Annotated in this window: 17 protein-coding genes and 2 tRNA genes; 12 read left to right on the top strand and 7 right to left on the bottom strand. The window is 70.2% G+C overall.

The features are described 5' to 3' along the window. Nucleotides 1-67: 67 nt before the first annotated feature. From ACZ6I1_RS23070 to ACZ6I1_RS23060, 3 genes are all read right to left on the bottom strand, one after another. Nucleotides 68-724: a superoxide dismutase gene (locus ACZ6I1_RS23070; protein ID WP_469289991.1), complete on the bottom strand. Its 657-nt coding sequence runs from the start codon at nt 722-724 to the stop codon at nt 68-70. A gap of 172 nt (nt 725-896) precedes the next feature. Further along, entirely contained in the window at nt 897-2,306 is a 1,410-nt protein-coding gene (locus tag ACZ6I1_RS23065; protein WP_469289989.1) for an amino acid permease, read from the bottom strand. A gap of 145 nt (nt 2,307-2,451) precedes the next feature. Continuing rightward, complete coding sequence (locus tag ACZ6I1_RS23060) at nt 2,452-3,849, bottom strand: amino acid permease (protein ID WP_469289987.1); 1,398 nt, start codon at nt 3,847-3,849, stop codon at nt 2,452-2,454. Between the two features lie 283 nt (nt 3,850-4,132). On the opposite strand from ACZ6I1_RS23060, the gene ACZ6I1_RS23055 reads away from it, so the two are divergent. After that, nucleotides 4,133-4,717, top strand: coding sequence for a biotin transporter BioY (locus ACZ6I1_RS23055; RefSeq protein ID WP_469289985.1), 585 nt, complete (start codon nt 4,133-4,135; stop codon nt 4,715-4,717). 71 nt (nt 4,718-4,788) lie between these two features. Here the strand turns inward: ACZ6I1_RS23055 and ACZ6I1_RS23050 are convergent, their stop codons facing one another. Beyond that, nucleotides 4,789-6,225: an amino acid permease gene (locus ACZ6I1_RS23050; RefSeq protein WP_469289984.1), complete on the bottom strand. Its 1,437-nt coding sequence runs from the start codon at nt 6,223-6,225 to the stop codon at nt 4,789-4,791. 220 nt (nt 6,226-6,445) lie between these two features. On the opposite strand from ACZ6I1_RS23050, the gene ACZ6I1_RS23045 reads away from it, so the two are divergent. Together ACZ6I1_RS23045 and ACZ6I1_RS23040 are read left to right on the top strand one after the other, a co-directional pair. Then, on the top strand, nt 6,446-6,931 hold the full coding sequence (locus ACZ6I1_RS23045) for a ribose-5-phosphate isomerase (protein WP_469289983.1): 486 nt from the start codon (nt 6,446-6,448) through the stop codon (nt 6,929-6,931). A 71-nt stretch (nt 6,932-7,002) separates the two neighbouring features. Continuing rightward, the gene (locus ACZ6I1_RS23040; protein WP_469289981.1) at nt 7,003-7,809 is read left to right on the top strand and encodes an Fpg/Nei family DNA glycosylase; all 807 of its coding nucleotides are present in this window, start codon (nt 7,003-7,005) and stop codon (nt 7,807-7,809) included. Nucleotides 7,810-7,851: 42 nt separating this feature from the next. On the opposite strand, the gene ACZ6I1_RS23035 is transcribed toward ACZ6I1_RS23040, so the two are convergent. Then, nucleotides 7,852-9,087, bottom strand: a complete 1,236-nt coding sequence (locus ACZ6I1_RS23035; protein WP_469289979.1) for a GNAT family N-acetyltransferase — start codon at nt 9,085-9,087, stop codon at nt 7,852-7,854. A 118-nt stretch (nt 9,088-9,205) separates the two neighbouring features. Here ACZ6I1_RS23035 and ACZ6I1_RS23030 point away from each other — a divergent pair, with 118 nt between their 5' ends. From ACZ6I1_RS23030 to ACZ6I1_RS23015, 4 genes are all read left to right on the top strand, one after another. After that, nucleotides 9,206-10,348 carry a SpoIIE family protein phosphatase gene (locus tag ACZ6I1_RS23030; RefSeq protein ID WP_469289977.1) on the top strand — a complete coding sequence of 381 codons (1,143 nt, stop codon included), beginning with the start codon at nt 9,206-9,208 and terminating at the stop codon, nt 10,346-10,348. A 124-nt stretch (nt 10,349-10,472) separates the two neighbouring features. Beyond that, complete coding sequence (locus ACZ6I1_RS23025; RefSeq protein ID WP_469289975.1) at nt 10,473-11,864, top strand: pyridoxal phosphate-dependent decarboxylase family protein; 1,392 nt, start codon at nt 10,473-10,475, stop codon at nt 11,862-11,864. Next, the gene (locus ACZ6I1_RS23020) at nt 11,861-12,370 is read left to right on the top strand and encodes an HD domain-containing protein (protein ID WP_469289973.1); all 510 of its coding nucleotides are present in this window, start codon (nt 11,861-11,863) and stop codon (nt 12,368-12,370) included. Before ACZ6I1_RS23025 ends, ACZ6I1_RS23020 begins: the two co-directional genes overlap by 4 nt. A 91-nt stretch (nt 12,371-12,461) precedes the next feature. Continuing rightward, nucleotides 12,462-12,656 (top strand): hypothetical protein, encoded by a 195-nt coding sequence (locus ACZ6I1_RS23015; protein WP_031145493.1) that lies wholly within the window; start codon nt 12,462-12,464, stop codon nt 12,654-12,656. 126 nt (nt 12,657-12,782) lie between these two features. On the opposite strand, the gene ACZ6I1_RS23010 is transcribed toward ACZ6I1_RS23015, so the two are convergent. Then, nucleotides 12,783-12,853, bottom strand: a tRNA-Gly gene (locus tag ACZ6I1_RS23010). A 181-nt stretch (nt 12,854-13,034) separates the two neighbouring features. Between ACZ6I1_RS23010 and ACZ6I1_RS23005 the strand changes: the two genes are divergently transcribed. The 5 genes from ACZ6I1_RS23005 (at nt 13,035) to clpX (ending at nt 17,749) form a co-directional block, all read left to right on the top strand. Beyond that, nucleotides 13,035-13,111, top strand: a tRNA-Pro gene (locus ACZ6I1_RS23005). A gap of 185 nt (nt 13,112-13,296) precedes the next feature. Continuing rightward, entirely contained in the window at nt 13,297-14,685 is a 1,389-nt protein-coding gene (gene tig / locus ACZ6I1_RS23000; RefSeq protein ID WP_469289971.1) for a trigger factor, read from the top strand. Between the two features lie 276 nt (nt 14,686-14,961). Then, on the top strand, nt 14,962-15,579 hold the full coding sequence (locus tag ACZ6I1_RS22995; protein ID WP_069920280.1) for an ATP-dependent Clp protease proteolytic subunit: 618 nt from the start codon (nt 14,962-14,964) through the stop codon (nt 15,577-15,579). A 55-nt stretch (nt 15,580-15,634) separates the two neighbouring features. After that, nucleotides 15,635-16,309 carry an ATP-dependent Clp protease proteolytic subunit gene (locus ACZ6I1_RS22990; protein WP_469289969.1) on the top strand — a complete coding sequence of 225 codons (675 nt, stop codon included), beginning with the start codon at nt 15,635-15,637 and terminating at the stop codon, nt 16,307-16,309. 153 nt (nt 16,310-16,462) lie between these two features. After that, on the top strand, nt 16,463-17,749 hold the full coding sequence (gene clpX, locus ACZ6I1_RS22985; RefSeq protein ID WP_469289968.1) for an ATP-dependent Clp protease ATP-binding subunit ClpX: 1,287 nt from the start codon (nt 16,463-16,465) through the stop codon (nt 17,747-17,749). Nucleotides 17,750-17,812: 63 nt separating this feature from the next. On the opposite strand, the gene ACZ6I1_RS22980 is transcribed toward clpX, so the two are convergent. Continuing rightward, nucleotides 17,813-18,721 (bottom strand): hypothetical protein, encoded by a 909-nt coding sequence (locus tag ACZ6I1_RS22980; protein WP_469289967.1) that lies wholly within the window; start codon nt 18,719-18,721, stop codon nt 17,813-17,815. Nucleotides 18,722-18,844 lie beyond the last annotated feature (123 nt).

Genomic DNA, 18,844 nt, shown 5'->3' with positions numbered 1-18,844 from the left:
CCGCTGGACACGCCCGCCGGTGAAGGGTGAGAAGACGATCACGAGGCGGACGGGCTCGGAGGTGCGATCAGCCCTTGGTGGGGATCAGCAGCGGGGTGTTCGCCTTGGCGTCGGCGTAGCGCTTGGACACGTCCTGCCAGTTGACGACGTTCCACATCGCCTCGATGAAGTCCACCTTCTGGTTCTTGTACTGCAGGTAGAAGGCGTGCTCCCAGGCGTCGAAGACCAGGATCGGGGTGCTGGCCACGCCCACGTTGCCCTGGTGGTCGTAGACCTGCTCGACGACCAGGCGGCCGCTGACGGGCTCGTACGCGAGGACGCCCCAGCCGGAGCCCTGGGTGGCGGAGGAGGCGAAGGTCAGCTGCTTCTTGAACTTCGCGAAGGAGCCGAAGGATTCGGTGATCGCGTCGGCCAGGTCGCCCAGGCCGTCGGCCGCGGTGGGCTCGCCGCCGCCCTCACCGGTCTTCGGGCTGGCCATGTTGTGCCAGTAGATGCTGTGCAGGATGTGGCCGGAGAGGTGGAACGCGAGGTTCTTCTCGAGGCCGTTGAGGGCGCCCCAGTTCTCCTTGTCGCGCGCCTCCGCCAGCTGCTCCAGCGTGTTGTTGGCGCCCGTCACATAGGCCGCGTGGTGCTTGTCGTGGTGCAGCTCGATGATCTGCGGGTTGATCACCGGCTCCAGCGCCGCGTAGTCGTACGGAAGCTCAGGAAGCGTGTAGATGGCCATGCGTGTTATCCGGTCCCCTCAGCGTGCCAACTGCTTATTGCAATCAATGCGCAACTGCACGCTAGCAGTATCTATTCCAGCTCACACGTAAGGGTTACCTGAGTGCGGGGCGCACGGAAAAGGCGGGCCCCGTGCCGGTGCACGGGGCCCGCCTCGGATGGCCGTCGGACCGTCAGGCGCGGGCGGCGGCCCGCTTCTGGAGCACCCAGCCGGTCGCCGCGAGGGCGGCGGTCAGGCCACCGGTGAAGATCACCTGGACCCGGGTGTCCTCACCCATGGCCATCAGGACCAGCACCCCGGCCACGCCCGCCAGGGCCACCCAGGTCAGGTACGGGAACCCCCACATCCGCACGACGAGCTTCCCCGGCGCCTCCCGCTCCAGCCGGCGGCGCAGCACGAACTGCGAGACGGCGATGAAGCCCCAGACGATGAGGATGACCCCGCCGACCATGTTCAGCAGCCAGGCGAACAGGGTGTCCGGGTACCAGTACGACAGCAGCACGGTGACGAAGCCGAAGCCGGACGAGGCGAGCACCGCGCGGCGCGGCACGCGTCCGGCGACCTTGCCCAGCGCCTTCGGGCCCTGGCCGCGGGCCACGAGGGAGTACGCCATGCGCGAGGAGCCGTAGATGTTCGCGTTCATCGCCGACAGCAGGGCGATCAGGATGACCACGTTCATGATCTGGCCGGCGGCCGGGATGCCCAGGTGGTCCAGGGTCGCGGCGTACGGGCCGTCCGCCGTGACCGCCGGGTCGTTCCACGGCAGCAGGGTCACGATCACCAGCATGGAGCCGACGTAGACGATCGCGATCCGCCACATGGTCGTCTTCACGGCCTTGGCCACGCCCTCGACCGGGTTCTCGGACTCGGCGGCCGCGATGGTCACCGTCTCCAGCCCGCCGTACGCGACGACCGAGGCCAGCAGGCCGACCAGCAGCCCTTCCACCCCGTTGGGCAGGAAGCCGCCGTCGTGCAGCAGGTTGGCGGCGCCGGGGGAGTCCGTGCCGGGCAGCACGCCCAGGACGGCCAGCACGCCCAGGCCCAGGAACAGCCCGATGGCGCCGATCTTGAGGGCGGCGAACCAGAACTCGAACTCGCCGAAGTTCGAGACGGCGGCCAGGTTGGACCCGCAGAAGACCGCCATGAACACCAGCACCCACATCCAGGAGGGGGTGCCCGGGAACCAGCCGGTCATGATGTGCGCCGCGCCGATGGCCTCGATGGCCACGCCCACGCACAGCAGCGTCCAGAACATCCAGCCGGCGGTGAATCCGGCCCAGGGGCCGATGGCCCGCTCGGCGTGGACGGAGAAGGAGCCGGAGGCGGGGTGCGCGGCGGACATCTCGCCGAGCATCCGCATCACGAACATCACCAGGATCCCGGACGCGGCGTACGCGAGCACGATCGAGGGGCCCGCGGCGGCGATGCCCGCGCCGGATCCGACGAAGAGTCCGGCGCCGATGACGCCGCCGAGGGCGATCATCGAGAGGTGGCGCTGCTTCAGTCCGTTGCCGAGGGGTGATCCGGCGTCCGCCTGCGGCGGGGCCTGCTGCGCGGGGGGTGCGGTGGTGCTCTGGCTCATGGGAGGCAGTCTGCCGACCGTCCGATAATCGGACTCTTGGTGTCCGTCATCCGGACGGTTGCCTCACGGGACGTGATCGTCCGCCCGCGGAACGGGCAGGGCCCGGGACCTGAGTCCCGGGCCCTGACGCACAGGTCACGGAGTGTCAGGGCCGATCGGCCCGGACCTCCCGCACCCACGCCACCACCAGCACGGCGGCGGCGGCCCCGCTGGACCACAGCAGCTGCGGCCGGGCCGAGTCGTCGAAGAGCATCAGGACGAGCACCGCCGCCATGCCCAGCAGCGCCGCCCACGTGGCGTACGGGAAGAACCACATCGGCAGGGTCAGCCGCTCCGGCATGTCCCGCTCGATGATCCGGCGCAGCCTCAGCTGCGAGACCGCGATCAGCACCCACACGAACAGCAGCACCGCGCCGACCGCGTTGAGCATGTAGAGGAAGATCGTGTCCGGCCACAGCAGGTTCAGCACCACCGAAACGAAACCGAAGGCCACCGAGGCGAACACCGCGCGCCGCGGCACCCCGCCGCCCGAGACCTTCAGCAGCGCCTTCGGCGCCTCGCCCCGCTCGGCCAGCGAGAACACCATGCGCGAGGACCCGTACAGGTTGGCGTTCAGCGCCGACAGCAGCGCCACGAAGATCACGATGTCCATGATCTGGCCGGCCGCCGGGATGCCGATGGAGTCGAGGACGGCCACGTACGGGCTCTGGCCCGGCTCCAGCGAGTCCCACGGCAGCAGCGTCACGATGACCAGCATCGAGCCGACGTAGAAGAAGAGGATGCGCCACACCGCGCTGCGCACCGCACGGGACACGGAACGGGCCGGGTCGTCCGATTCTGCGGCCGCGATCGTGACGACCTCCAGGCCGCCGAAGGCGAAGACGACCGCGAGCATGCCCGCGACGACCCCGCCCATGCCGGCCGGGAAGAAGCCGCCCTGGCCGGTCAGGTTGGCCATGCCCACCGGGTCGGTGTCGGGGAGCAGGCCGAAGACCGCGAGGGTGCCCAGGATCAGGAACAGCACGATCGCGCCGACCTTCAGGGCGGCGAACCAGAACTCGAACTCGCCGAAGTTCCGTACGGCGGCCAGGTTGCTCACGGTGAAGACCACCATGAAGAGCAGCACCCAGACCCACTGGTCGATCGAGGGCACCCAGCCGTTGGCGATCTTCGCCGCGCCGGTGGCCTCGACCGCGAGCACCACGACCAGCAGGAACCAGTACAGCCAGCCCGCCGAGAAGCCGGCCCAGCGGCCCAGGGCCTTCTCCGCGTAGACCGAGAAGGAGCCGGAGGCGGGCATCGCCGCGGACATCTCGCCGAGCGCCCGCATCACCAGCATCGCGAGCACGCCCGCGAGCAGGTAGGAGCAGATGATCGCCGGTCCGGCGATGCCGATCCCGGCGCCGGATCCGACGAAGAGCCCGGCGCCGATGACGCCGCCGAGGCCCAGCATGGTCAGGTGGCGCTGCTTGAGGCTGTGGCTGAGGGGTTCCGCGGGCAGGTCGCCCGTCATCGGAGGAGCTTCGGGCAAGCGGTCGCGCATGAGGGGTGCTCGTACTCTCGTTCGGCCCAGCGGCGGTAGGGCTCCGCATCCGGATTGGCGGGACCCTACAGTCTCACTGAGCGGCGGCCTGGTGTGCAAAACGGAAGTGTTGTCGGATCTTCCCCGTGACGCGGATCACGCGAACACGGGTGTGGGTCAGGGTCTTTGTGCGGTCTCCACGAAACCGAGGAGTATGCCTTTGTGCCGGGTGGCGGTGGGGGCGCCGCGGGCCGCGGACTAACGTCGGTGATCGTCCTGTCACCCCGACCTTCCGGAGCCCTCCATGAGCACCGCCTCCGTCTCCTTCCGGCCCGGCGCCGTCCTCGCCGATCTGCTGCCCGCGAGCCGCGTCCGCGACATCGCGCTCGTCGTCGGCGGAGCCGCGCTCACCGGAGTGGCCGCGCAGATAGCCGTCCCCGTGCCCGGCTCCCCGGTTCCCGTCACGGGCCAGACCTTCGCGGCGCTGCTCGTCGGCACCGCCTTCGGCGCCCGCCGCGGGTTCCTGGCCCTGGCGCTGTACGCCGTCCTCGGCGCGGCCGGGATGCCCTGGTTCGCGAACGGCACCTCCGGAGCGAGCGGCGCCTCCTTCGGCTACGTACTGGGCATGCTGCTCGCCGCCACCGTGGCCGGCGCCCTCGCGCAGCGCGGCGCCGACCGCTCGGTCCTGCGGACGGCGGGCACGATGGTGCTCGGCTCCGCGGTGATCTACGCCGTGGGCGTGCCCTACCTGATGGCCGCCACCGGCATGTCCCTGAGCGCCGCCGTCGCCGCGGGCCTGACCCCGTTCCTGCTCGGCGACGCGCTCAAGGCCGCCCTCGCGATGGGCGCCCTGCCGGCCGCGTGGAAGCTGGCCGGCCGCCGCGGCTGAGCCCCTGCTACGCCGGAGCCCGGCCCGCTGGTGACGGCGGGCCGGGCTCTGTCGTGCGTACGCGGAAGGGCTCAGCCCTGCAGCGCGGCCCGCTTGCGGCGGAAGTCCAGCACCACGCCGACGGCCACGACGAGGCCGGCGACCAGGGTGGACAGGGTGACCACCTCGCGGTTCGCGTCGTCCACGAACATGTAGCCGATCACGAACATGATCAGTGCGGCGGTGGCCCAGGTCAGCCACGGGAAGAGCCACATCTTGACGGTCAGCTTCTCCGGGGCCTCGCGGACCAGGATCCCGCGCATCTTCAGCTGGGTGAAGCAGATCACCAGCCAGACGAAGAGCGCGATGGCACCCGAGGAGTTCAGCAGGAAGTTGAAGACCGTGTCCTTGAAGGCGTAGTTGAAGTAGACGGCGACGAAACCGAAGACCGTGGAGCCCAGGATCGCGGCGACCGGCACGCCCTTGGCGTTGACCTTGGCGAACGCCTTCGGGGCGTCGCCGCGCTCACCGAGCGAGAAGGCCATGCGGGAGGCGGTGTAGAGGCCCGAGTTCAGGCAGGACAGCACGGCGGTCAGGACGATGACCTCCATGATCGTGCCGGCGTGCGCGATGCCGATCGAGTCCAGGGCGGCGACGTACGAGCCCTTCTCGGTGATCGACTTGTCGTTCCACGGGAGCAGCGTCAGCACGATGAAGATCGAGCCCAGGTAGAAGACGCCGATCCGCCAGATGACGGAGTTGGTGGCCTGGGTGACCGCCTTGCGGGGGTTCTCCGACTCGCCGGCGGCGAGGGTGACGATCTCGCTGCCCATGAAGGAGAAGACGACCATCAGCACACCGGTCAGGACGGCGCCGTACCCGTTGGGGAAGAAGCCTCCGGTGTCGGTCAGGTGCGCGAAGCCCGCACCCGGGTTGTCCGAGCCCGGCAGCAGGCCGAAGACGGCCAGCATGCCGACGACGACGAACGCGCCGATGGCGACGACCTTGATGCCCGCGAACCAGAACTCGAACTCACCGTAGGAGGCGACCGAGCCGAGGTTCGTGACGGTCAGCACCGCCATCACGATCAGTGCCCAGGCCCACTGCGGGACGGCCGGGATCCAGTTCTCCAGGATGGCGGCACCGGCGGTGGCTTCCACGGCGAGCACGACGACCCAGAAGAACCAGTACAGCCAGCCGATCGAGAAGCCGGCCCAGCGGCCGAGCGCGCGGTCGGCGTAAGCGGAGAAAGAGCCCGAGTTCGGGCTGGCGGCGGCCATCTCGCCGAGCATCCGCATCACGAAGACGACCATCGCGCCGACGAGCGCGTAGGAGATCAGGATGGCGGGGCCGGCCTTGGCGATGCCGCCACCGGAGCCGACGAAGAGACCGGCGCCGATGACACCGCCGATGGCGATCATGGACAGGTGGCGGTTCTTGAGACCGGCCTTCAGACCGTCGGAGGGCTGACCGTCACCGGGGTTTCCGGTGGGGTTGCCTTCCTTCTGAAGGGTCGTCGTGGAGCTCATGGACGGATCCTTAGGTTCTCGGGTTGCGAGCCCCGGCATTCAAACCTGAGATGAACGCAGGGCGGAAGACCCCAATCCGGATCGTTGCGCAGGGACGAACGTCCGGGACCTTGGTCCCGACCCGTCCCATCTGCGTTCTTTGGGTTTACTTGAGCTTTAGAAGTGACTTACGCGACACCCCGTTGCGGGCTGCCGGGCCCCCTCGTGCCACACTCGACCCATGCGCGTGTACCTCGGATCCGACCATGCCGGCTTTGAGCTCAAGAACCACCTGGTGGACTGGCTCAAGAACAACGGCCACGAGCCCGTCGACTGTGGGCCCCACATCTACGACGCGGTGGACGACTACCCGCCGTTCTGCCTGCGCGCCGCGGAGAAGACCGCCGCGGACGCCGACAGCCTCGGCATCGTGATCGGCGGCTCCGGCAACGGAGAGCAGATCGCCGCGAACAAGGTCAAGGGCGTCCGCGCCATCCTCGCCTGGAGCGTGGAGACCGCGAAGCTCGGCCGTGAGCACAACAACGCCAACGTGATCTCCGTCGGCGGCCGCATGCACTCCCAGGACGAGGCCGTCAGCTTCATCGAGGCCTTCCTCGCGACCCCGTACTCCGACGAGGAGCGCCACACGCGCCGCATCGAGATGCTCTCCGCGTACGAGCAGACCGGCGAGCTGCCCCCGATCCCGGCCCACCACCCCCAGGGCTGATTCCGCTTCCGGCCGTGCCGCTCCCGTGCGGGGGCGGCACGGCCGGTTTCTCTTTGCCGAGGAGTTCCGCCGTGCCCGAGGGGCATACGATCCACCGCCTCGCCCAGGACCACACCGAGCGGTTCGCCGCCCGCCCGGTCCGGGTCAGCAGCCCCCAGGGCCGCTTCGCGGAGAGCGCCGCCCTGCTCGACGGGCGCGAGCTGGAGAGCGCCGAGGCGCACGGCAAGCACCTCTTCCTGGAGCTCGGCGACGCCTGGATCCACATCCACCTCGGCCTCTTCGGCAAGCTCGGCTTCGGCCCCGCCCCGGCGCCGCCCGCGACCGACACGGTCCGGCTGCGGCTGAGGAACGCGGAGCACTACGCCGACCTGCGCGGGCCCACCGCCTGCGCGCTGATCGGCGAGGGCGAGAAGAAGGCGATACACGACCGGCTCGGCCCCGACCCGCTGCGCCCGGACGACGACCCCGACCGGGCCTGGAAGCGGATCTCACGCTCCCGCACCACCGTCGCCGCCCTGCTCATGGACCAGAAGGTCGTCGCGGGCGTGGGCAACGTCTACCGGGCCGAGGTCCTCTTCCGGCACGGCATCGACCCGTACCGGCTGGGCAAGGACCTCACCCGAGCCGAGTGGGACGCCCTGTGGGCCGACCTGGCCGCGCTGATGCGCGAAGGCGTACGGAACAACCGGATCGACACGGTCCGCGACGAGCACCTGCCCGAGGCGATGGGCCGGCCGCCGCGCGTGGACGACCACGGCGGTGAGGTGTACGTCTACCGGAGGGCCCATCTGCCCTGCCACATCTGCGGGGGCGAGATCCGCACCGCCGACCTCGCCGCCCGCAACCTCTTCTGGTGCCCCGGCTGCCAGCAGCGCTAGTCCGCCGCACGCCCGCGCGCCCGCACGCACGCCCGCGCGCCGTCAGAAGCCGTGCGGCAGCCAGGGCGCCACATCCCCGGCGAAGGCGCGCGAGGCCCGGGCCAGGGTGCCCGGGCGCAGCTCGCGCACCCGCCCGGCCGCCGCCAGCGAGGTCAGCGCGATCCCGCCCAGGTACGCCGAGCCCAGGTCCCGGACCGACAGCGCCAGGTCCGCCGGCTCCCCGGTCCGCGTGCAGGAGGCGGAGCCCGCCCCGTCGGCCACCAGGCGCCACCGGCCCGCGTTCCACGGGCAGAACGCGTCCTCGACCTCCAGCACCACGTCCACCGCGGCCCCGTACGTCCGCGCCCCGAGCGCCGCCGCCACGTCCACCAGCCGTACGTGCAGCGAGTCGCGCAGGCCCGGCTTCGACCGCCGGACGTCACTGACCAGGTGCAGCACCGGATCGTCCACCGGCCGCTTGGCAGCCCGCACCGTCCAGGTCAGGTCGATCCCGAACAGGTAGCGCCACAGCGCCGCCGTCGCCGCCGGATCGAGCGCGTCGAGGGCCACGACCTCGACCGTGCCCTTCGAGCCGGAGTACTCCCACTCGGGCCTGACCCGGTAGCGGACGTAGCCGGCCACCTCACCGTCCGGTCCCTCGGCCACCACGCACTGCAGCGGCGAAGCGCCGCCCCGGTCCTCCGGCGGATCCAGGAGCTGATACCGCTCCCAGCCGGGCTGCCGGGCCGGCACGCCGGGCCGCCGGGCGACCAGCTCCGCGTACACCCGCTCGCAGTCGGCCAGCGACTTCTCCGCGTCGACGCGCCGCACCCGCACCCCGTCCGTCCCCGGCGGCACGGAGAGCCGTACCCGGGTCGTGTCGATCTCCAGGTCCAGGCAGTACGTCGCCGTGCCGTAGCCGAAACGGCCGTAGATCGCCGGATCCGAGGCCGTCAGCACGGCGAGCGGCTCACCGGCCGCCCGTACGTCGTCCAGCAGGCGCCGCATCATCGAGCGGAGCACCCCGCGCCGCCGGTGCGTGGGGGACACGCCCACCATCGTGACCCCGGCCGCGGGCACCAGCGCCCCGCCCGGCACCGAGACGCGGAAGCTGAACGCGGAGGCCGAGCCGACGCAGTCCTCGCCGTCCCAGACGCCGAGCGAGCGTTCGGGTTCGGTCAAGGACCGGTAGAGCTCCCGGCCCTGCGCGGACTCGGACACCCCGCCGAACGCCAGTTCCAGCTGATCGAACCAGACGTCCCACTCATCCCGCTGCAACACGCGCATCTCAAGTGCCATAAGGCCATCCCTATCAAGGGCGTTCGATCCCCGTCGAAGAGTTTTCGGGTGCCGTGCGACCCCAGGACGAGGGGTACCCCTGCGCAGCCACAGCCGGGATGGATAGGGTCCCGAAGCAATGGCCGGAGCACGTGTGGAAACGCTCATGGCCCGGATGCGCATGCTGTCGCACCGGGCCCGCACCTCCCTGCGCAAATCCGCCGTCGACTACTTCCGCGGGGACGCCTCCGATTGGCTCGCCTTCGCCGGACTGCTCCTCACCATCCCCGCCATCGCCTGCGGGACGATCATGCTGCCCGTCTGGTTCTCGCCCTCGGCGCTCGTCCTGCCGATCGTGGCCGGCGGCCTGCTGCTGCGCCCCGCCAGCCTCCTCGCCCTGTACGCCGCCTCAGCGGGCGCACTGATCGTCGAGGCCCTCGTACTCGGCCCCTACACACAGGGACCGGCGCGAGTCACCCCCGGCACCGTCCTGGTCGTCGCGGCCTGCGGCTTCTTCGGACTGGTCATCGCCCAGTTCCGCAGCCGCGTCGGCGTGCCCTGGCGGCGCGGCGGCACCATGCTCTTCGACCTCCGCGAACGGATCCGGGTCCAGAGCAAGCTGCCCGCGCTGCCCCGCGGCTGGCACCGCGAGATGGCCCTGCGCCCGGCCGGCGGACAGTCCTTCTCCGGCGACTTCGTCGTCGCCGCCCGCACCAACGGCGGCCGGACCCTGGAGATCGTCCTGACCGACGTCTCCGGCAAGGGCATGGAAGCGGGCTCCCGGGCCCTGCTGCTCTCCGGCGCCTTCGGCGGCCTGCTCGGAGCGCTGCCGCCGCACGGCTTCCTGCCCGCCGCCAACGGCTACCTGCTCCGCCAGGACTGGGACGAGGGCTTCGCCACCTCCATCCACCTCGTCCTGGACCTGGAGACCGGCGACTACGAACTCCTCTCCGCCGGCCACCTCCCCGCCCTCCAGCTCTCCGCGGGCACCGGACGCTGGCAGGAGAAGAGCGGCGAGGGCCCGCTGCTCGGCGTCTACGACGGCGCCGAGTTCACCCCCGCCCGCGGGAACCTGCGCCGCGGCGACGTCCTGATGCTCTTCACGGACGGCCTGGTCGAGACGGCCGACCGCGAGATCAGCGAGGGCATCGACCGGCTCACGGGCGAGGCCGACCGCTACGTCGCCGCCGGCTGGGAGGGCGCCGCGTGGCACCTCATCGAAAAGGTCGCCAAGGACGTCAACGACGACCGCGCCCTGCTCCTCATCCGCCGCTCGCCCTGACCCGGCAGCGGCCGCCGGCCCGGCAGGCGGCAGCCGGCAGCCGGCAAGCGGCAGCCGGCGGGGGCGGGCCACTCGCCCCGGATTGGCCCGCCCCCGCCGCACCGGCGGCGCCTACCGTGCCCCCATGGACCGTACGCTCGCCGCCGACCTCGCCCGGCTCCCCGTCCTCCTCGACGCCACCCGCCGCGCCGCCGCCGACGCCCTCGCAGCCCTCGACGCGCGTCCCGTCGTACCGCCCGCCGTGAAGCCCGACGACGCGCCCGAGCCGCTCCCGGAACACGGTGCGGGCGCCGAAGCCGCCCTCGCCGCCTTCCGGGAACGCTGGGAGCCGCGGCTGTCCGCCTCGGCCGGCCCCCGCTACCTCGGCTTCGTCACCGGCGGCGCCACCCCCGCCGCCCTCGCCGGGGACTGGCTCACCGCCGCCCACGACCAGAACTCCAACTCCGCCCTCGACGGCGCCGGCCAGGACCTCGAACGCGAAACCGTCGGCTGGCTCCGCGCGCTGTTCCACCTCTCCGACGCCCACAGCGGCACCTTCGTCAGCGGCGCCACCATGTCCAACACCACCGGTCTCGCCATCGCCCGCGAATGGCTCGGCGAACGCCTCGGCGTCGCCCCGGCCGAGGACGGCGTCGCCGCACTCGGCGCCGTCCGCGTGCTCTCCGGCGCCCCCCACTCCTCCATCGCCAAGGCCCTGTCCGTCCTCGGCCTGGGACGGGCCGGCCTCGTCCCGGTCCCCACCCTTCCCGGCCGCGAGGCCGTGGACCCGGCCGCCCTGGACCGGGCCCTGGCCGACACCCCGGGCCCCGCCGTCGTCGTCGCCAACGCCGGCACCGTCAACACCGTCGACTTCGACGACCTCCGGGCCGTTGCCGCACTCAAGGAACGCCACGACTTCTGGCTGCACACCGACGCCGCCTTCGGCGCCTTCGCCGCCCTCTCCCCGGACCACGCCCACCTCGCCGCCGGACTCGACGCCTCCGACTCCCTCTGCGTCGACCTGCACAAATGGCTCAACGTCCCCTACGACAGCGCCGTCCAGTTCACCCGCCGGCCCGACCTGCAGGCCCGCGTCTTCCGAAACTCCGCCGCCTACCTCGGCCCCCTCGGCGACCACCCCGACCTGGTCCACCTCACCCCGGAGAACTCCCACCGGCTGCGCGCCCTCGCCGCCTGGTTCACGCTGCGCGCGTACGGCCGCCAGGGCCACCGGGAGATCGTCGAACGCGACATCGCCTGCGCCCGCGCGCTGGGCGAGCGGCTCTCCGGGGACCCCGCCTTCACCCTGCTCGCCCCGGTCCGCCTCAACGTCGTCTGCTTCACCCTCGCCGCCGACCCCACCCCGGCCCGCCTGACCGCCCTGCGCGAGGCGGCCGCCGCCGAGGTGTTCGTCACCCCGACCGTCTACCGGGGAACCCCCGCCCTGCGCGCCGCGTTCTCCAACTGGCGTACCACGCAGGCGGATGTGGACCGGGCCGCGCGGGCCCTGCGGACAGCGGCAAGGGAGATCGCATGACGAGCAGCCCCCTGACCCTCATCGAGGTCGAGGCCCTGGCCCGCGCCGCGCACGAGGGCCAGACCGACAAGGCCGGCCGGCCGTACGCCGAGCACCTCGCGGCCGTCGCCGAAGGCGTCCGCCTGCGCGGCGGCTCCTGCGAACAGCAGGCGGCGGCCTGGCTCCACGACGCCATCGAGGACGAGGCGCTGAGCCTCACCTGGCTGGATTCCGCCGCCCTGCCCCAGTCCGTGAAGGACATGGTCCTCGCCGTCACCAAGCGGCCCGGCGAACCGGTCGAGCAGTACGCGGCCCGGATCCTCGCCACTCCGGGCGCCCTGCTGGTCAAGGAGGCCGACCTCGCGCACAACGCCGACCCCGCGCGCCTCTCCGTACTGGACGGCCCCACACGGGAGCGGCTGTCCGCGAAGTACGCGTATGTCCGCTCGCTCCTCGGCCTCACCCAGCCCCGCCCCCCGGAAGACCGGCACAAGCGGAACCATGGCGATTCGTCACGGGACGGATAGGCGGGGCCCGTTGGTGGGAGGATGGTCCATGTGGGTGTGCGCGGCCGCACGCCCCGGGCCGACCAGGGGACGACCGAAGGTGTGATCAGTTGTGGCCATTTCGCTGTCAGTGGTGGTTCTGTTGGGGGTCATCCTGGTGGTGCTGATCCGCGGCAACCACATCAAGGCGGGCCCCGCGATCGTCGCGGCCCTGTTCGGGTTCTTCCTGGCGTCCAGCTCGATCGCGGACGACGTGAACCGTTTCCTCAACTCCCTCGCGACGATGATCGCGAACATCAAGCTCTAGGCGCTCCGCCGCCACGGAGCCAACCCGCCGTCCACCAGGGCCCGTTGGCCGGACCTGGGGGACGGCCCGGGAAAAGACTCAGGGCCAGGCGGAGGAAACGCCCTCCGGCCTGGCCCTGGTGCTCAGAGCGGGCGACGGGAATCGAACCCGCGTAGCTAGTTTGGAAGACTAGTGCTCTACCATTGAGCTACGCCCGCAACGCGCGCGCCGCACAGGTCCCGGGGACCGCGGCACGAACAGCATCCTAGCGGGTCGCGCCGGGGGCTTGCACACCACATTCGAGCCCGCCGCGAGCGCCTGCCGGGACGCCGGCCCGGAAACTCCGGAAACCCCGCGCATCGGAGGGTCTCCGGGCATGTACCCTACGTGTCGCACCGACGGGGTGTGGCGCAGCTTGGTAGCGCGTCCGCTTTGGGAGCGGAAGGTCGTCGGTTCGAATCCGGCCACCCCGACCACCAGCAGTGTCTCCTTCGAGCCATCGGGGGCCACCACAAGATCGCGTTGTGGGCTGATTGCCGCTTGCCGTTACTATGCAAGCTGCGTGCCCGTGTGTCTGATGTACCGGGCCGAAGTCCGCTGAACCGCTGAACCGCAGCGTGACGGCAGAATCCCCAGCAGTCAGCCACAAGGAGACCGAACCGTGAAGAGCGCCGTGGAGACCCTGAACCCGACTCGGGTTCGGCTCACTGTTGAGGTGCCCTTCGAGGAGCTCAAGGACAGCCTCGACGCGGCGTACAAGAAGATCAACCAGCAGGTCACGGTGAAGGGCTTCCGCAAGGGCAAGATCCCGGCCCGCGTCATCGACCAGCGCTTCGGCCGCGGTGCGGTGCTGGAGGAGGCCGTCAACGACGCCCTCCCGAAGTTCTACACCGAGGCGGTCAACGAGGCCGACCTGAACCCGCTGGGCCAGCCCGAGGTCGACATCACGGAGCTGAAGGACGGCGAGCTGCTGGCCTTCACCGCCGAGGTCGACGTGCGCCCCGAGATCGAGATCCCGGACTACTCCGGCATCGAGGTCGAGGTCGACGCCATCGAGGTCTCCGACGAGGACGTCGAGAAGTCCGTCGAGCAGCTGCGCGGCCGCTTCGCGTCCACCAAGGACGTCGAGCGCGCCGCCGCCGAGGGCGACGTCGTCACCATCGACCTCGAGGCCAAGGTCGACGGCGAGGTGCTGCCCGACGGCGTCGCCTCCGACGTCTCGTACACCATCGGCTCGGGCGAGCTGCTCGAGGGCATCGACGAGGCCGTCACCGGCCTCGAGGCCGGCGGCGAGGCCACCTTCACCTCGCAGCTGAAGGGCGGCTCCGCCGAGGGCAAGGACGCCGAGGTCACCGTCAAGGTCACCAAGGTCTCCGCCAAGGAGCTCCCGGAGCTGGACGACGAGTTCGCCCAGATGGCCAGCGAGTTCGACACCCTCGAGGAGCTCAAGGCCGACAGCCGCAAGCGCCTCGAGAACATGAAGCAGTACGACCAGGCCACGCAGGCCCAGGAGCGCGTCCTGGAGAAGCTGCTGGAGCTCGTCGAGGTCCCGATCCCCGAGAAGCTCCTCGCGGACGAGGTCCAGACCCGCAAGCACAACCTGGAGCACCACCAGCTCGGCCAGATGGGTCTGACCATCGAGAAGTACCTGGAGTTCCAGGGCAAGACGGTCGAGGAGTTCGACGCCGAGACCTCCGAGCAGGCGATCAAGGGCATCAAGACCCAGTTCGTCCTCGACGCGCTGGTCAACAAGGAGAAGCTGGGCGTCAACCAGGAGGAGCTCACCGAGCACCTCATGCGCCGCGCCGCCTCCTCCGGCATGTCCCCCGACCAGTTCGCCCAGGCCGTCGTCGAGGGCGGCCAGGTCCCGATGCTGGTCGGCGAGGTCGCCCGCGGCAAGGCCCTCGCGGTCGTCGTCGAGGCCGCCAAGGTCGTCGACACCAACGGCGAGGTCGTCGACCTCACCGACGAGGACGAGGAGCAGGTCGTCGAGACGGTCGAGGCGGCCGTCGAGGGCGACACCGAGGTCCAGGCCGACGAGGCCAAGTAACACCCCGGGCGAAGCCCGCTGAGCAGTGCCCCGAAGGGCCCGGACGCAGCCGCGTCCGGGCCCTTCGGCACAGGCCCCGGAAGGCCCCGGGACCTTGCGCTCCGAGCGAACAGTTCGGGAAGCGGGATGGCGTTGTCCGACCTGCGCGTTAGGGTCCATGAATACGAGGGCACGTGAGTACCCGGATGCCGGCGGACTCGTCCGCACCGGCCGGACCGCGCCCCAGAACGAGACGCTGAGACGGCACATGGCCGTCGGAGACGAGCAGGTGGATACGTGACGAATCTGATGCCTTACGCCGCGGGTGAGCCGTCCATCGGTGGCGGCCTCGGCGACCATGTCTACAACCGGCTGCTCGGCGAGCGCATCATCTTCCTCGGCCAGCAGGTCGACGACGAGATCGCCAACAAGATCACTGCGCAGCTCCTCCTCCTCGCGGCCGAGCCCGAGAAGGACATCTACCTGTACATCAACAGCCCCGGCGGCTCCGTGACGGCGGGCATGGCGGTGTACGACACCATGCAGTACATCCCGAACGACGTCGTCACCATCGGCATGGGCATGGCGGCCTCCATGGGCCAGTTCCTGCTCACCGGTGGCGCCAAGGGCAAGCGCTTCGCCCTGCCGAACACCGACATCCTGATGCACCAGGGTTCCGCCGGCATCGGCGGCACCGCGTCCGACATCAAGATCCAGGCCCAGTACCTGCTGCGCACGAAGCAGCGCATGGCCGAGATCACCGCGTTCCACTCGGGCCAGACCGTCGAGGCGATCATCCGCGACGGCGACCGCGACCGCTGGTTCACCGCCGTGGAGGCCAAGGAGTACGGCCTCATCGACGAGATCATCTCGGCCGCGTCCAACGTGCCGGGCGGCGGCGGCACCGGGGCCTGATCCCGGCCCCACGCGCCAGTACCGAGCAGCCGACAGCCCGCAGAACGCCACCAGGATGGTGAACACCCAGATGCAGAACAACTTCTCCGCCAGCGCCAACGGCCTCTACACCGGCCCGCAGGTGGACAACCGCTACGTCATCCCGCGCTTCGTCGAGCGCACCTCGCAGGGCGTGCGCGAGTACGACCCGTACGCGAAGCTGTTCGAGGAGCGCGTGATCTTCCTCGGCGTGCAGATCGACGACGCCTCCGCCAACGACGTCATGGCGCAGCTGCTGTGCCTGGAGTCGATGGACCCCGACCGGGACATCTCGATCTACATCAACAGCCCCGGCGGCTCCTTCACCGCGCTGACGGCGATCTACGACACGATGCAGTTCGTGAAGCCCGACATCCAGACGGTCTGCATGGGCCAGGCGGCCTCCGCCGCCGCGGTCCTGCTCGCCGCCGGCACCCCGGGCAAGCGCATGGCCCTGCCGAACGCCCGCGTGCTGATCCACCAGCCGTCCGGCGGCACCGGCCGTGAGCAGCTCTCCGACCTGGAGATCGCGGCCAACGAGATCCTGCGCATGCGCGACCAGCTGGAGACCATGCTGGCCAAGCACTCGACGACGCCGATCGAGAAGATCCGCGACGACATCGAGCGCGACAAGATCCTCACTGCCGAGGACGCTCTCGCGTACGGACTGATCGACCAGATCATCTCCACCCGCAAGAGCAGCAAGAGCTGATCCTTGCCGCCAGTTGACGGGTGCACGCCGCCGGATCCGGCGGTGTGAACCACGTCAAGGGGGCCCCGTTCGGGGCCCCCGGCAAGGTACCGTCGGATATGAGGCACCAGGAGCGCTGAACCAGGCGTCTCCCAGGCGAAGGGGAAGCACCTCGTGGCACGCATCGGTGACGGCGGCGATCTGCTCAAGTGCTCGTTCTGCGGAAAGAGCCAGAAGCAGGTGAAGAAGCTCATCGCAGGACCCGGTGTGTACATCTGCGACGAGTGCATCGACCTCTGCAACGAGATCATCGAAGAGGAGCTCGCGGAGACCTCCGAGGTCCGGTGGGAGGAACTCCCCAAGCCCCGCGAGATCTACGAGTTCCTGGAGAGCTACGTCGTCGGCCAGGAGCCGGCGAAGAAGGCGCTCTCCGTCGCGGTGTACAACCACTACAAGCGGGTCCAGGCCGGCGAGAACGGCGGCGCGCAGGGCCGCGAGGACGCGATCGAGCTCGCGAAGTCGAACATCCTGCTGCTGGGCCCCACGGGCTCCGGCAAGACCCTCCTCGCCCAGACGCTCGCGCGCATGCTGAACGTCCCGTTCGCCATCGCCGACGCGACGGCGCTGACGGAGGCGGGGTACGTCGGCGAGGACGTCGAGAACATCCTGCTCAAGCTGATCCAGGCCGCCGACTACGACGTCAAGAAGGCCGAGACCGGGATCATCTACATCGACGAGATCGACAAGGTCGCCCGCAAGAGCGAGAACCCGTCGATCACGCGCGACGTCTCGGGCGAGGGCGTCCAGCAGGCCCTCCTGAAGATCCTCGAGGGCACGACGGCGTCCGTCCCCCCGCAGGGCGGGCGCAAGCACCCGCACCAGGAGTTCATCCAGATCGACACGACGAACGTGCTCTTCATCGTGGGCGGCGCCTTCGCCGGCCTCGAGAAGATCATCGAGTCGCGCGCGGGCGCCAAGGGCATCGGCTTCGGGGCGACGATCCGCTCGAAGCGCGAGATCGAGGCGAGTGACCAGTTCCAGGAGGTCATGCCGGAGGACCTGGTGAAGTTCGGGATGATCCCCGAGTTCATCGGCCGCCTCCCCGTACTGACCTCCGTGCACAACCTGGACCGCGAGGCCCTGCTCCAGATCCTCATCGAGCCGCGCAACGCCCTGGTGAAGCAGTACCAGCGGCTGTTCGAACTCGACGGTGTGGAACTGGACTTCGAGCGCGAGGCCCTCGAGGCGATCGCCGACCAGGCGATCCTCCGCCAGACGGGCGCGCGCGGCCTGCGCGCCATCATGGAGGAGGTCCTGATGTCGGTGATGTACGAGGTCCCGTCCCGCAAGGACGTGGCCCGCGTGGTCATCACGGCCGAGGTCGTCCGCTCCAACGTCAACCCGACCCTGGTCCCCCGCATCGTCCCGAAGGACCAGGGCCCGCACGAGAAGTCGGCGTAGCTCTTCGACACGCGAAAGGGGCGCCCCCGACGGGGGCGCCCCTTTCGCGTGCCCTGCGAGCCGCTACTGCTTGACGCGGGCGGTGTTGTAGAGCTTCGCGGTCAGGTCCGCGGTCTGCTCCAGGGTGTAGCCCGGCTTCCCGGCGAGCAGGGAGGCCACGTCGCTGGCGGAGACCGTGCTCAGGGTGCTGTAGTCGCCCCAGATGCAGATGGGGATCGTGAACTCCTTGGGCCCCTTCGTGGTCGTGTCCTTGGAGGTGAACTTGGCCTCCTGGCACTTCATCACGGCGCCCTTGAAACCGGCAGGAGTCATCGCCTTGGGGCTCCCGACCAGCTCGACCTCCGTCTTGCTGTCACTCTTGGCGGCGTTCAGCTTGGCCATGGCGAAGTACGCGTCCACGGCCTTCTCCGGGTCCGCGATGTCTCCGTAGACGCCCTGGAAGTTGAGGCCCTTGGCCGACAGCGGGTTCTTCGGGTCGCCGGACTGGTAGTTCATGCCCACCTGGGTGGGGTTCTTGACACCCACCCCCTCGGCTTCCTTCTTGTCCTTGTCGGTGAACGGCTTCTCGTTGTACTTCGGGTCCTTCTTGAAGTCGTCCACCGACTCCGGGGCCACCAGCTTGTAGCCCTTGGTGTCGGCGGAAATGGCGCCGCCGGCGCCGCCGCCCAGGAAGTACCAGCCGCCGCCCGCGATGACCGCGACCGCGACGACCACGCCGATGATCACGCCCGCCTTGGACTTCTTCGGCTGCTGCGGGGGCATCCCGCCGTACGGGGGCTGCTGGTAGCCGTAGCCCGGCTGCTGGGGCTGCTGCGGGTAGCCCTGCGGCGGGACGCCCGGCTGCTGCGGGTAGCCGTAACCAGGCTGGGGCGCGGGCTGGCCGTAGGGCCCGGGCGGCGGCGGGGGCTGCTGCCCGTACGGTCCGGGCTGCTGCGGCTGCTGTCCGTAAGGTCCCGGCTGGTTGTAGCTCATCCCGCGTCCCCCAATGAGGTTGCTTATACGTTCCACACATCCTGTCGGAAGCCGGGGGCGGGCAGGGCTCCGGGGGTCCCTGATTACCGGTTTCATGACTGGACTGTTACGCCTCTAAACTGT

Source organism: Streptomyces sp. NPDC046303 (genome assembly GCF_055588085.1).
The sequence above is the reverse complement of the archived record's forward strand: the minus strand, read 5'-3'. Positions and strand labels throughout refer to the sequence as shown.